This window comes from Hydrogenophaga sp. ZJX-1, from assembly GCF_048590325.1.
In the GTDB taxonomy this organism is placed as follows: Bacteria; Pseudomonadota; Gammaproteobacteria; order Burkholderiales; family Burkholderiaceae_C; genus Hydrogenophaga.
In genome coordinates this window covers 51561-65995 of sequence record NZ_JBMBRA010000002.1, presented here as the reverse complement: position 1 = coordinate 65995, position 14435 = coordinate 51561, and the positions used below count along the sequence as shown (strand labels likewise).

Genomic DNA, 14435 nt, shown 5'->3' with positions numbered 1-14435 from the left:
TCGGTTTTTTTCGACTGGAATGTTGCGGCGCATCACGTCCGCCGCAGCACGGTTGTCCGACTTGAAATCGGACGGTTCTGCTTCTGGACGATTCCTGAGATTCGAAAAAAATCTTTTTAAATCAATCACTTAACCATTTCGTTTTTCTTCTCCAGATCTGGCACGGCTCTCGCAATAAGACTTGCGCGAAATTCGACCAGGCCTCTGCGGCCAGCGGTGACGAGGATCGCTAGATCAACACCAGGAGATGACACGACATGGCATTGCAAATCAACATAGATAACGGTGGGACCCTGACCGATATCTGCATATTGGATGACACAGGGGTCCGAAAAACCAAGGTGCTGACCACGCCGTACGACTTGAGCAAGTGCTTCTTTGAAGGCCTGCAAAAAGCGTCCGGCGTGATCTACGGCCAGACGGATGTGAAGCGGCTTCTCGAAGAAGTCGATCTGATCCGTTACTCCACTACGCAGGGCACCAACGCGATCTGCGAGCGCAAGGGGCCTCGCCTGGGTCTGATCATCGACGCCCAGTCGCGTGACCTGCCTGTACGCCTGGCTGAGCACGATCCGGAAGTGTTCGATGTGTTGGTGGGCGACCGTGTGGTGTTCCTGGACTCTGCGACCGTGATGGGCGATACCGCCGAGGTGGACGTGGTGAAGGCGATCAACCACCTCACGGCCACCGGCGCCAACCGGCTGGTGGTCAGCTTTGGTGGTGACGATTTCCTGGCGGTTGAAGACCGTTTCAAAAAGATCGCCCTGCGCAAGTACCCTCGGCACCTGCTGGGGGCCGTCCCCATCCTGTACGGGAGCGACCTGACGGCCGACCAGGATGTCGTGCGGCGCACGTGGACTGCGGTGATCAATTCCTTCCTGCACCCCGCCATGGAGGCCTTCCTGTTCAACGCAGAGGGCCGGCTGCGCGAGTACCGGACCAAGAACCCGCTGCTGATCTTTCGCAACGACGGTGACGCCTCCCGCGTGGCCAAGACGGTGGCGATCAACACCTACAGTTCGGGTCCGCGCGGTGGCATGGAAGGCGTCAAGGCCTTCTCCAGACTGTATGGATTCACCGACAGCGTGTCCATCGATGTGGGCGGCACCACGACCGACATCGGTCAATACCTCAACGGCACGGTGGCCGAGGTGCGGCGCGGTCACGTGGAGGGGATCAGCGTGTCCATTCCCCTGTGCGAAATCATGAGTGCCGGTGCCGGCGGGAGCTCGATCTTCCGCGTTGTGAACAACCACATCACCATCGGGCCGGACAGTGTGGGCGCTGTGCCCGGGCCGGCCTGCTTCGGCCGTGGCGGCAAGGAAGCAACCATCACCGACGCGGGTTTGCTGTGCGGTCTGTTCGATCCGAAGTCCTACTTCGGTGGCGGCATGACGCTGGACGTCGAGCGCGCGACCAATGCCGTGAACACCAACATCGCCGAACCCCTGCGACTGAAGCTGGACGATGCCTTGCTGCAGATGGAGCACGCCTACGAGGAAAAGATTGCCGTGGAGCTGCACCGCTTCACCAAGATTTCCAAAGACACCGTGATGCTGGCCTTTGGTGGTGCAGGACCACTCAACGCCTGCGGTGTGGCCGAAAAAGCGGGCATCGACCAGGTGGCAATTCCGCAGATGGCTGCCGTCTTCAGCGCCTATGGCATTGGCTCCTGTGATGTGTCGCAGCGCTACACCGTGATGCTGGAGCAGCACGACACAGCCAGTCTGAAGGACGCGCTGGATGCGTTGAAAGTGAAAGCCTCGCGCGACATGTACGCCGAGGGCTACGAAGCTGGCAACTACGCCATCGAGGCGCGCCTGGTGGCGGATTTCGGCAACGGCAGGGAAGAGACCCAGACCTTGGACGATGAACCGGTGTTCCCGGCCGCCTTTGACAAGGCGGGCACGGTCGAACTGGAACTCAAAGCCGTCAAGGCCTTGCGCACCGAGGGTGCCAAGAAGGCGAGTTTTATCCGGGGCAAGCCGGCGGTGTCGGTGGGCGTTCGCAACGTGCTGACCCGAAGCATGGGTCGCGTCGATGTGCCGGTCTACCAGCTGGCTCAACTCCAGAAGGGTGACTGGGCGATAGGCCCGGCCATTCTCGAAGAAGACTTTTTTACCTGCCGTGTGCTCGATGGCTGGGCCTTTGTGGTCAGCGATGCCGGCGATGTTTTGCTCAACCGGAAGGGCTGATCCCATGAAAGTTCTGATGACCGAATACCTCCAGATCGACCTGGAGACCGAAAACTGGGAGTGCCGCGTCTGCGGTCACGTGATTGGCTCGGCTCACGAGGCCTACAAGGAAGGCCTGCTGGTGCACAACCGCGATCCGCGCGACATCCACCCGCCCATCATTGACCCGGAAAAGTACCGCTTCACCTTCAGCCCAGACCCCGAATGGGTTCGCATTCTGGAGTTCTGCTGCCCCGGCTGCGGTACCCAGGTCGAAACCGAATACGCCGTCCCGGGCCACCCGCCGCTGCACGACATGCAGCCAGACCTGCCGGCGCTCAAGGCCCAGTGGGCCCGACGCGGTGAGTTGAAGGAAGCCGTGGTCGGTCAGGCAGTGGCCATGGAGTCGGGCCACAAGCACTGACGCGCAGCCAGTGACGGTGTCCGCACCGTCCAGACAAGAAGAACCCGACCGGCTGGGCAAGCCGCAACACAGGCGTGGGTTTAGGCCCACCGCCGGGGTAGCGCTCGCCGGTATTCATACCCATTTGAGGAGATAGCATGAGGCGTGTATCTGTCGATATCGGTGGAACGTTCACCGACTGTTTTGTGGTCTGGGATGGCCAGTACATCGAGGCCAAGGCCCTGACCACCCACCACAACCTGGCGCTCGGCTTCAACGAAGCCCTGGGCAAGGCCTGCAAAGTGCTGAAGGTCGAGCTGGAGGACATCCTGTCCGGCGTGGACTCGGTGCGCTACGCCACCACCCTGGGCACCAATGCCCTGATCGAGCACAAAGGGCCGAAGATCGGCATGCTGGTGACGGCAGGCTTTGAAGCCACGGTGCCGTTGAGCCGGGCTCGCGGCTATGGCGAAGGCCTGGACAACCTGGGCCAGCAGGACATGCCCAACGCCCAGCGCCCGGACCCGCTGGTGATGCCGCACATGATCCGCGGTGTGCGTGAGCGCGTGGATTTTCAGGGCAAGCTGGTTATGCCGCTGGACGAGGAGGACGTGCGCACCCAGATCCGTTCACTGGTGGACAAGGGCGCCGAGATCATCGTGGTGGCGCTCGTCAACGCTGTGGTCAACCCCTTGCACGAGCAGCGCATCGAGGAAATCCTGCTGGAGGAATACCCGTCGCACTTGCTGGGAGCGATTCCGATCATCCTGTCGCACCAGGTGGCGGGTCGCAAGGGCGAATACGTGCGCGCCACCTCGGCCATCGTCGACGGCTACCTGCACTCGACCATGTACCACGCGCTCTCGGCGCTGGAACAGAACCTGCGCGCGCACCGCTACGACAAGCCGATGCTGGTGATCCACAACTCGGGCGGCATGGCGCAGCTCAATTCCACCGACGCACTGCAGACCATCCACTCTGGCCCGGTCTCGGGCATCGGTGCATCCGAACACCTGGCCATGCAGACCGGTCTGGGCAACGTGGTGGCCACCGACATGGGTGGCACCAGCTACGACATCGGCATCGTGGTGGACGGTGGGGTCAAGCACTACGACTTCAACCCGGTGATCGACCGCTGGCTGGTGTCTGTGCCCATGGTGCACCTGGTGACGCTGGGCGCGGGTGGTGGCTCGGTGGCCACCTACGACCGCATGTACAACACCGTCAAATGCGGCCCGGAGTCGGCGGGTTCGGACCCCGGACCGGCCTGCTACGACCGCGGGGGCATGAAGCCGACCGTGACCGATGCCGACCTGTTGCTGGGCTATCTGGATGCCAAGAACTACGCGGGGGGGTCGATCCCGCTGAACCCGCGCCGTGCCAAGGCGGCCATCGAAGACACGTTGTGCGATGACCTGGATTGCGACGTGATCGAGGCAGCGCTGCTGATCCGCGAGAAGGTGGATGACAACATGGCCAACGGGTTGTTCACCGAATTGCGCGCACGTGGCTACGACCCCAAGGACTTCACCATGCTGGCCTACGGCGGCAACGGCCCGCTGCACTGCTGCGGGATCGCACAGAACCTGTCGATCGACAAGATCCTGGCGCCACCCCTGTCCTCGGTGTTCTCCGCGGTGGGCGCTGGCAACATGCACCAGCTGCACATTCACGAGCAGTCGCTCTACATGGTGTTGTACGACTCGAACACACGCCACCTGTTCGATGACTACGACCGTTTCAACAGCATCGTGGCCGAGCTGAAGGAACTGGGCACGCAGGACTTGTTGCGTCAGGGCATGACACGGGAAGAAATCTGCCACAACCTGGAGCTGGACATGCGTTACGGCAACCAGCTGGTGCAGACCACGGCCGTGATTCCCAAACACGACGTGAACGGTCCGGCGGATGTGCTGGCCCTGATCTCGCAGTTCTCCAACGATTACGGCAAGCGCTTCGGCGAGGGCTCGCAGGCGCCGGAAGCGGGCATCCGCATCAACACCATCCGGGTGGCAGCCTTTGTGCGCCACGAGACGGTGCAGTTCGAAGACATCAAGCCCGTGCCACCGGAGAAGCGCAAGACGCCGCCAACCCCCGCCAGCACACGCAAGTGCCACTTCGTGGGTCACAAGGAAGCCTTTGACACCCCCGTCTGGGACCGCGCCGCCATCGAGCCGGGTGTGCAGATCCCGGGGCCGGCCATCGTCGCGTCCGAAGTCACGACCTTCCTGGTGAACCCGGGTTGGAACTTCGTCGCCGCACGCCAGGGGGCGTCCTGGTTCCTGCGCGCCTGAGCGCCCATCGCCCCCCATCGATCAACGTATTTGAAGGACAGAACCATGAGCGATCTGAACCAGCCCATTCGGGGCAAGACACCGAGCGCCGACGAAGTCGCGCTGATCAACAAGTTTCTCAACGACACCACGCTGTTTCTCGGTCCCGACCCCGAGATCATGCAGAACCACGACCTGATGCCCCGCACCGCAGAGGAGGATGCTGCGGTCCGCCAGGTGAACGACGCGCACGTCATCGCCAAGATCCGCGACCGGCTGCAGGCCGGCTGCGATGAAGGCTACGAGATGGTGGAGCAGATGGGTGCCGCGCCGGGCGCCAAATGGGGTGATGTGATCACCGGTGTCTATTCGGCCTCAGGCGATCTGGCCATTGCCAGTGCCGGCGGCGTGCTGATCTTCTCGGCACTGGTGCACCACCCGATCAAGTTCATCATCAAGAATTGGATCAACGACCCCACCGTGGGGGTGCGTGAGGGCGACGGCTTCATCCACAACGACTCGCGCTACGGCAACGTGCACAACACCGACCAGAGCATGATCGTGCCCATCTTCCACGAGGGCAAGCTGGTGTGCTGGGTGGCCTCGACGGTGCACGAAGGCGAGAACGGCGCGATCGAGCCGGGTGGCATGCCCTCCATGGCCGAGAGCCCCAGTGACGAGGGTTTGAAGATGTCCCCCTTCAAGGTGGTGGAGAACTACCAGATCAAGCGCGACGTGCTGACCTTCCTGCAGAACTCGGTGCGTGAGCCCAAGCTGCAATACGAGGACATGAAAGTCAAGCTGTTCGCCTGCCTGCGCATCAAGCAGCGGATTGAAGAGACACTCAACACCGACGGTCCTCAGGCCCTGGTGTCCACCCTGCGCACGACGATGGAGAACGTACGCGCCGAGGTCAAACGCCGCATCAGCGAATGGCCCGACATGACGGTTCGAACCTACATCATCCAGGACTCGACCCTGCGCGAGAACTGTCTGGTGAAGATCAACTGCAAGCTCACCAAAACCGGAGACCGGCTGATCTTCGACTTCCGCGGCTCCAGCCCGGAGTTCACCAACCGCGCAACCAACACCATCGTGGCCGGCCTCAAGGGCATGCTCGCGCAGGTGTTCCTGTGCTATGTGTGGCCGGACCTGCCACGCGGCCAGGCAGCGTTTGCTCCCATCGAGGTGATCACCGATCCGCACTCGATCGTCAACTGCTCCTACGACGCACCCAACTCCCAGAGCCTGATGTCAATCTTCACCGGCTTCACCGCCGGCCAGCACGCGGTGGCGAAGTTCCTGTACAGCTGCCCGGAGAAGTACACCAAGGTCCATGCACCGACCTTCAACATGATCAACACCTTCATCTGGGGTGGGGTCAGCCAGCATGGTGAAACGCTGGGCAACCTGTGTGCCGACCTCAACGGCATGGGTGCGGGCGCCACCGTGGACCGAGACGGAGAGCACGCGCTGGCGCCGATCTTCGCCACCATGGCTGACATCGGCGAGCAGGAGCTCAACGAAGAGGAAGTGCCCTTCCTGCAACTCGTCTCCAAGAAGATGACGCGCGATGCCATCGCCCCGGGCAAATACCGCGGCGGTCAGGGATACACCATGATGGTGGCCACCAAGGACAGCGAGCAGTGGGGCTTCATGACGGTGTGCCAGGGCGCGAAGTTCCCACCCATCCAGGGTCTGTTTGGCGGCTACGCCTGTGGCGCCTATCCGCTGTGCAAGATTGAGGGGGTGGACGTGTACGACGTGCTGCTCAACGAACCGCACAAGTTCAAGCACTCGATCGAAGAGCTCATGAACGAGCGCCCCTTTGAAGGGGCCCGCTACACCACCCACCACATGGGCATGGGCTTCGAGATCTCCAAGCGCGGCGAACTGTTCATGATTTCACAGGGAGCTGGTGCCGGTTACGGTGACCTGCTGGAACGCGATCCCGCGGGTGTGATCAAGGACATCGAAGACGGCCTGATGTCGCCCGGCGTGGCCGAGCGCCTCTACAAAGTCAAGTTCGATCCGGTCACGCTGGCGGTGAACCAAGAGGCCACGCAAGCGGCGCGCGACGCCGAGCGCAAGGCGCGCATCGCGCGCAGCGTCCCCTTCAAGGAGTTCGTCAAGACCTGGAACCAGCCCAAGCCGCCGTCGAACATGCAGTACTTCGGCTGCTGGGGTGACGACGTCGACACGCTCTACGTGGGAAGTCCTGACATCACGCGCAAGGCCAACGAACCCAAGCCCAACTACATGCGACACCCGAAGGATGTCCGCATCGAAGCGCTGGAAGCCCGACTGGCCGCCGCGGGTGTTTTGCAGGACGAGAAGCAATGAGCACGCTGGCTGAGTTGCTGCCGCACTCAGCCGGTGCGGGCGCCGTGCGAGTATGGCTGAAGTCTTCGGCCTACACCCGGCGCCTGCTGCTCGGCTCGGAGCAGGCCGATCCCTGGGAGAACGCGGCTGGCTATCTGGCCTACTTCGTCCAGGCCCATGGCCTTCTGCGGCCCGACGTGGCGGTGGTCGAAGTGGGTGAGCTGATCGATGCCTGGTGTGCTCGCGATGGCGGCCTGGCGGCCCGTCTGGGTAACCGCCGCCGACCAGCGACGGCCTTGCGCAAGTTGCTGGAATCGGAAGCCCCCAAGGCCGTGCTGGCCGAGGTGGTGACGGCCGTGCTGTCGCACCTGCGGGGTCAAACTCCATTGGTGCTGTCCATGCCCTCGCCGCGGGCCTGGCTGTTGCACGCCAACCGAATGGCCGGTGGTACCGACGACGAGATCGACGCGGACACGGTGGAGGACGCGGCCATGTACGTTGCCGACCTCATCCGTTCCGTCTCCGCCTTCCCGGTGGCCGGTTTGCTGTTGGAGGAACAACGGGATGACCGGGCATTGGAGGCCGCGCACATCGACCGCTACCGATCCGTGCTCAATGTCGCGGGGCACTACCGCTGGTCACTGGTCCTTCGGCTGCCATCGGGCGTGCGCTTACCCACCGAGGTCTTCGACGGCTTTGCCGCGGTGATTGGTGACGGGAACGAACGGCCAGGCCACAGCGCCTTCGGGCGTGACGACAGCGCGGCATTTGCCATGGGGACCTCCGTGGGACCGCTTGCACAGGAGCAGTTCCATTTTGTCGAGATCAGCCCGCAGCAGCAGCCAGAAGCCGTGCTGGAACAACTGGCCCACATGCGGGCCTGTGCGGCATGACACCGCTGACCTTGTGTCTGCTGGCCACGCTGGTGGGCGGGCTCTTGTCCGCCGGCGTGGCGCTGCTGACCACCGCTTCCATGAGCCGGAGCACGCTGTCCCGGCTGGTCAGCTACGCGACCGGTGCGCTGCTCGCTGCCGCGTTTTTCAACGTCTTGCCCGAAGCCATCCATGAGTCGGGGAATGCACAAGAGACCACCTCCCTGGTTTTGGCCGGCATCGTCACTTTCTTCCTGCTTGAAAAGCTCGTCATCTGGCGTCACGACCATGGTCAGGCCGCGTCCGATGCGAGCGTGGTTCACGGGCATCACCAAGGCCGTGGGGATGTGGAAGTCGGCCGCGGTGGCCTGCTGATGATGCTGGGCGACACCTTCCACAACTTTGTCGACGGCATCCTGGTGGCCGCCGCTTTCCAGCAGGATGTTTCGCTGGGCCTGGTGACCGCGGTGGCCATCGTGGCCCACGAGATTCCCCAGGAGCTGGGTGATTTTGTCGTTCTGTTGCATGCGGGTTGCAGCCGCCGTCGGGCCATGGCCTTCAACCTGCTGTCCAGCCTGGCCATGACGCTGGGCGCGGGACTGGCCTGGCTGGCCTTGCCGTTGATGGATGGCGCCGTGCCGGTGTGTCTGGCGCTGGCCTGCGCCAGCATGACGTATGTGGCCATGGCGGACCTGATCCCCAGCCTGCACCGCCACCCGAGTCTAGGCGCTACGGTTCAACAGCTTGCGCTCATGGGCGCAGGAATGGCCTCGGTCGCGGGCGCGCACGAGTTGCTCGAACTCGTGGTGGTGCATTGATGCCAACCGAACAGGAACTTCCTTCATGAACAAGACCACTGAAACGACTTCACATGCCCAACAAGGTCCGATTGACCGCATTCCCGTCACCTTGCTGACCGGCTTCCTGGGGGCCGGCAAGACTACCTTGCTCAACCACTGGATGCACCAGCCTGGCATGGCGGGTGTGGCGGTGTTGGTCAATGAATTCGGTGAGGTCGGCATCGATCATCACCTCGTGGATACCGTCAGCGACCAGATGTTGTTGCTGGATTCCGGCTGCCTATGCTGTACCGTTCAGGGCGACCTGGTTGCCGCCCTCCGAAAGCTGTCCGACCGCATGGCCCGCCGCGAGATCGCGCCCATTTCACGTGTGGTGATCGAAACCACGGGACTGGCCGATCCGGTGCCGGTGTTGTACACACTGATGGAGGAGCCCTTTGTTTGTGCCCGGTATCGGTGTGACACCGTTATCGCCGCGGTATCGGCGACACAGGGCTTGCAGCAACTTGATGAACATCCGGAGAGTCAGCGCCAGGTGGTGGCGGCTGATCGGTTGCTGATCACCAAATGTGATCAGGCCTCCTCGATCCAACGGGAACAACTGGAAGCGGCCTTGAAAGCGCTCAATCCGCAGGCCGAACAGGTCATGGTGCGCAACGGTATTGCCGATCTCGCCACGCTGATGGCGTCCGGTGGGGTCTACGGCCGTGCGGACGTGGCGTCGAGCCTGCAGGCCTGGCTGGGTACCGAGATCGCACGGCATGGTCCATCGGGCCTTTTCGCGATGGATGAAAACGCTGTTGACCTGGTCAATGGCGACGGTCACTACCTGCAGACCCGTCGCCGCCGCAGCCACCATTCGACGCGCGTGCGGAGTTTCGTCATCACCTGGGATAGGCCCGTCGCCTGGCTTGGGTTCACTTTGGCGATGGGCAACGTTCTGCGCGCCTATGCCGCCAACCTGCTGCGTGTCAAAGGCCTGATGCGCGTGGCCGGAGACGAGGCGCAACCTCGGGTGGTGCAGTGCGTGCAGGACGTGGCCTATCCCCCGGTGCGTTTGGCTACCTGGCCGCGTGACAGCGCGTTTGACGATGGCCACAGCCGTCTGGTGTTCATCGTCCGAGACCTGGCGCCCGAACAGGAGTCCTCTATCCGGGCTTTGCTCAGCGATTTCAGCAGCAACACGGCGGCACTGCGCGCCAGCGCAACCGACTGGGGATTGCCCACCCGCTGCTGGTTGAGCCAGCGCGTTCCGATCCGATCTGCTACGGACATCGAACACGAAGGCTGGGAGATCCAGGCTCGGCGCTTTCGATTGCATGGTGCTGGCCAGTAGGGCGGCAGGTACCAGAAATGGCTGTGTTGAGAAATGCCCTGCTCGAAGTCCGAGCTATGCAAAATTTGAGAAATGAGGCCCGTATGAGCAAAAAAGCAAATCCCCGTGAAGTCGTTGTCGTCAGCGCCGCCCGCACCGCCATTGGTACCTACGGCGGAAGCCTCAAGGACACGCCCCCCACCGAGCTGGCGGCCCTGGTAGTCAAGGAGACGCTGGCCCGTGCCGGTGTGGACGGCAAGGACGTCGGCCATGTGGTGTTCGGCCACGTGGTCAACACCGAACCCAAGGACATGTACCTCTCCCGCGTCGCCGCGGTCAACGGCGGCTGCGCCGAAGGCACGCCTGCGTTCAACGTCAACCGCCTGTGCGGCTCGGGCCTGCAGGCCATCATCTCGGCCAGCCAGGCGATCCTGCTCGGTGACTGCGACATCGCCATCGGCGGCGGTGCCGAGAACATGAGCCGTGGCCCCTACGCCAGCCTCTCGGCCCGCTGGGGCGCACGCATGGGCGACACCAAGATGGTCGACATGGTCGTTGGTGCGTTGCACGACCCCTTCCACACCATCCACATGGGCGTGACGGCCGAAAACGTGGCCGCGAAATTCGGCATCACGCGCGAGATGCAGGACGCGCTGGCCGTCGAGAGCCACAACCGCGCCCAGCGCGCCACCGAAGCCGGGTACTTCAAGGACCAGATCGTGCCGGTCATGCTCAAGAGCAAGAAGGGTGAGGTGGCCTACGCCACCGACGAGCACTTCCGCCCCAACTGCAAGCTCGAAGACATGGCCAAGCTCAAGCCCGTGTTCGTGAAGGAAAACGGAACCGTGACCGCCGGCAACGCCTCGGGCATCAACGACGCCGCCGCGGCCGTGGTGCTGATGGAAGCCGGTGCCGCCAAGGCGCGTGGCGCGAAGCCGCTGGCGCGCCTGGTCGGCTACGCCCACACCGGCGTGGACCCCAAGATCATGGGCATCGGCCCGGTGTCGGCCTCGCGCCTGGCGCTGCAGAAAACCGGCCTCACCGTCAACGACATGGACGTGATCGAAGCCAACGAAGCCTTCGCCGCACAGGCCTGTGCCGTGACGAAAGAGCTGGGCCTGGATCCGGCCAAGGTCAACCCCAACGGTTCGGGCATTTCGCTCGGCCACCCGATCGGTGCCACCGGCGCGCTGATCACGGTGAAGGCGCTGTACGAGCTGGAGCGCATCAACGGCCGCTACGCCCTTGTCACGATGTGCATAGGTGGAGGTCAGGGCATTGCGGCGATTTTCGAAAGATAGATATTGAACCTCCAACGAATAGCGAAAGCGCGTGGCAATCCCATCTTGGGATGAGATTGCGACTTATGGATGTAGTCATAAATTTCGAACTTGTCACGGTGGTCGATCAGCCGCCGCGAACGCCAATGCTGATCTGCCCTATGGATTCGGCAAACGTCAAGTTCTAGAGTGGACCAGTCGTTAACCCATACCACAACAGGCTCCTATGGGTCGGTACCGCCAGTCCAGGGGGTGTGAAAGCGGTCGGAGGTGCGGCAGTACCTCGTACAGCCGCCAATCGGGCCAGAAGCTGTCCGTCGCACCCATGGCCTGTGCGACCGCTTTCTGTTTTCGCACGCCCAGATGCAACTTGGAACTGACAAGCCCAATGATCCCATCCGAGAAACCTACATCCTTGTGCCGACGAGGTCGTGCATGGCGTCTTCGTCGGATAAGGTGGCAACATGCAGGTGCGGATGTGGCAGTGTGCGTTTTGGGACTTTTTTAGCTCAAAAAGGTCGACCTTTGCAAGCATTGGATCTGCCAGAAATCCATGAAAATGGCGCGTTCCCTTCCTGCCCTCATCCTGTCGACACTGGGAAACCGTGGCGTTTGGCAGACCAGACCACGAGAAGCGCCAACAGCAACAGCACCAGCAAAGCCGGAGAAAAAGCCTCCACACCAAACTGCTCCAACAACATGCCTCCCATCATGCCGCCACCGGCAATGGCTATGTTCCAGGCGGTGACCAGCATGGATTGCGCGACGTCTGCGGCCTCGCCGGCTGACTTGGCAAGCGCAGTTTGGAACAACGTTGCAGTGCCGCCGAACGCCAGTCCCCAGGTGGCAACTGCCGCGTACACCACGGCGGGTGTATCTCCCGCCACGCCCAGTGCCAATGCAGACAAGCCGAACAAGACCGTGCTGGCAAGCGTCAGCGCACGCAGACGACGGTCGATCAGAACGGCAATGATCCAAATTCCTACCAGGGACATAACGCCGAACACCAGCAGCACCAAGTCCGTCCGATCGGCCATGTCTGCTGTCAACAAGAATGGCGCGATGTAGGTGTAGAGGATGTTGTGTGCGAGCACGAAGGCCAACACCACGAACAACACCGGGCGCACACCCGGCACAGTGAGCACGTGCCCCAATGACAGCCGCTTGCCTGTCGCCAGCCCGGCGAAGTCCGGCACCTTGCCGCGCACCCACACCATGAGCAGCAGCGCCAGCAAGCTCATGATGCCGAAGCACACCCGCCAACCCACCAGATTGCCAAGAAAGGTGCCGGCCGGTACGCCGAGCGACAACGCCAATGGCGTGCCGACCATCGCAATGGCGATGGCCCGACCTTTCTGGTGTTCGGGCACCATACGCGCCGCATAACCTGCCAGCAGCGCCCAGAGCAGGCCGGCCGACACACCAGCCAGGAAGCGCGCGACCATCGTCAGCCCATAGCTGGCGGAAAGCGCCGTCACGGTATTGGCAATCGTGAAGCCCGCGATGGCGACGAGCAGCAACGGACGGCGCCGTATGCGCTGTGTGGCGGCAGTCAAAGGGATGGCCGCCAGCAACGAACCCATGGCATAGATCGTGACGGTCTGGCCGACCCAGGCTTCAGAGACCTCCAGGCTTTGCGCCATCTGTGGCAGCAGCCCAGCTGGCAGCGCTTCGGTCAAGATGGTGATGAATGCTGCCATGGCCAGCGCCAGGAGCGATCCAATGGGCATACGGTCTTGATTTCCTGCGGTCATCGCACCGCCTGCAATTCCAATGCGCCGTAGACGGCATCGCGCAGTTCGGAGACAAATCGCCCGGACATGCCTTCGTACAGGGTGTTGGTGAAGGCGACCACGCTCAGGCTCTGTGCTCGATCCACAAACCATGAATGCCCGTAGGCTCCGCCCCAGCGCCACGTACCCGCCGATTCAGGAGAAGCGGCAAGCAGGGGGTCGCGCAGCACCGAGAAGCCCAGGCCAAAACCGAAGCCCGGCGCATTGGGCAACTCCAATCCACCCGTCTGATCCCGCCCCATTTCCTCAATCAGCCTGTTGGACAAGAGCACGCCGCTACCCTGTCGCAGGGCTTCCAGCAGACGCAGAAAGTCCCCGGCCGTGCCCGCCATACCGGCCCCACCCGATGGAAAGGCTTGTGCATTGAAGATGCGGGCCGGACTGTATGCGATACCGACCGCGCCCTCGAAGGGCGAGACAGTCTCGCCTTCGACCAGCCGGTGCGGTTGCCGTGTGTCGTTCACATAGGCAGTGGCTACGCGAAGGGGATCTTGCGCGACAAAGCCGGTATTGGACATGTCCAATGGGCCGGTGACCAGTAGGCGCACCGCATCGGCCAGTGACGTGCCTTGAATACGTTCGATTATTGCGCCCAGCACGTCGATTGCCAGCGAATACGCCCAAGCCGTACCAGGCTCGTACAGCAACGGCACGCCAGCAATGCGGCGCAGGTTCTCATCCAGACTGATGCTGGACGCATCCATCCCGTCCGAAACGCCAGCACGCGCGTATGGACCATCGGCATCGGACTCGAAGAAGCGGTAGCCCAGCCCGGCCGTGTGACTAAGCAACTGCCTTGTGGTGATGTGGGCCGGGCGGCCGTCGGCAAGCTGGGGCTGGAACTCGGGCAACCAGCGCCCGATCCCTTCATCTAGATCGAGTCGACCTTGCGCGACCAGCACCAGCGCAGCAGTGGAGATGATGGGCTTGCTTACGGAGGCCAGCCTGAAGATCGTCTCCAGGGTCATCGGACGCGCGAGCTCTCGATCGGCGAAACCTGTGGCCTGCTGGTGGATCAGTTCGCCCCCGCGAGCCACGAGCACGACGGCGCCAACCAATCGCTGCTCCTCCAGTGCCTGCTGAACAGCGGCAGCGATACCAGCAAATAGATGCTCGGGCGGAACGCTCGGGCGCAGGGGAATTGGGGCATTCGTCACGAAAAAGTCCTCTGGTCAATGAGTGAAGCCGTGACGATAGAAGCCA

10 protein-coding genes are annotated in these 14435 nt (G+C 62.6%); 8 read left to right on the top strand and 2 right to left on the bottom strand.

What is annotated here, in order from left to right; translation table 11 throughout:
• Window positions 1–257 precede the first annotated feature (257 nt).
• The 8 genes from ACN5W5_RS05130 (at window position 258) to bktB (ending at window position 11460) form a co-directional block, all read left to right on the top strand.
• A complete protein-coding gene (locus tag ACN5W5_RS05130; protein WP_420047488.1) occupies window positions 258–2195 on the top strand; it encodes a hydantoinase/oxoprolinase family protein in 1938 nt (645 codons plus the stop codon).
• 4 nt (window positions 2196–2199) lie between these two features.
• A complete protein-coding gene (locus ACN5W5_RS05125; RefSeq protein ID WP_420047487.1) occupies window positions 2200–2598 on the top strand; it encodes an acetone carboxylase subunit gamma in 399 nt (132 codons plus the stop codon).
• A gap of 137 nt (window positions 2599–2735) precedes the next feature.
• Window positions 2736–4871, top strand: a complete 2136-nt coding sequence (locus ACN5W5_RS05120) for a hydantoinase/oxoprolinase family protein (protein ID WP_420047486.1) — start codon at window positions 2736–2738, stop codon at window positions 4869–4871.
• A 45-nt stretch (window positions 4872–4916) separates the two neighbouring features.
• A complete protein-coding gene (locus ACN5W5_RS05115; protein WP_420047485.1) occupies window positions 4917–7193 on the top strand; it encodes a hydantoinase B/oxoprolinase family protein in 2277 nt (758 codons plus the stop codon).
• A complete protein-coding gene (locus ACN5W5_RS05110; RefSeq protein ID WP_420047484.1) occupies window positions 7190–8065 on the top strand; it encodes a hypothetical protein in 876 nt (291 codons plus the stop codon). Before ACN5W5_RS05115 ends, ACN5W5_RS05110 begins: the two co-directional genes overlap by 4 nt.
• Window positions 8062–8862, top strand: coding sequence for a ZIP family metal transporter (locus ACN5W5_RS05105; protein WP_420047483.1), 801 nt, complete (start codon window positions 8062–8064; stop codon window positions 8860–8862). The genes ACN5W5_RS05110 and ACN5W5_RS05105 overlap by 4 nt, the downstream gene beginning before the upstream one ends.
• Window positions 8863–8887: 25 nt before the next feature.
• Window positions 8888–10180: a CobW family GTP-binding protein gene (locus ACN5W5_RS05100; protein ID WP_420047482.1), complete on the top strand. Its 1293-nt coding sequence runs from the start codon at window positions 8888–8890 to the stop codon at window positions 10178–10180.
• A gap of 83 nt (window positions 10181–10263) precedes the next feature.
• Window positions 10264–11460 (top strand): beta-ketothiolase BktB, encoded by a 1197-nt coding sequence (gene bktB / locus ACN5W5_RS05095; RefSeq protein WP_420047481.1) that lies wholly within the window; start codon window positions 10264–10266, stop codon window positions 11458–11460.
• Window positions 11461–12020: 560 nt separating this feature from the next.
• Here bktB and ACN5W5_RS05090 read toward each other — a convergent pair.
• Both ACN5W5_RS05090 and ACN5W5_RS05085 read right to left on the bottom strand, forming a co-directional pair.
• Window positions 12021–13193 carry an MFS transporter gene (locus ACN5W5_RS05090; protein ID WP_420047480.1) on the bottom strand — a complete coding sequence of 391 codons (1173 nt, stop codon included), beginning with the start codon at window positions 13191–13193 and terminating at the stop codon, window positions 12021–12023.
• Window positions 13190–14389, bottom strand: a complete 1200-nt coding sequence (locus ACN5W5_RS05085; protein WP_420047479.1) for a serine hydrolase domain-containing protein — start codon at window positions 14387–14389, stop codon at window positions 13190–13192. Before ACN5W5_RS05085 ends, ACN5W5_RS05090 begins: the two co-directional genes overlap by 4 nt.
• Window positions 14390–14435 lie beyond the last annotated feature (46 nt).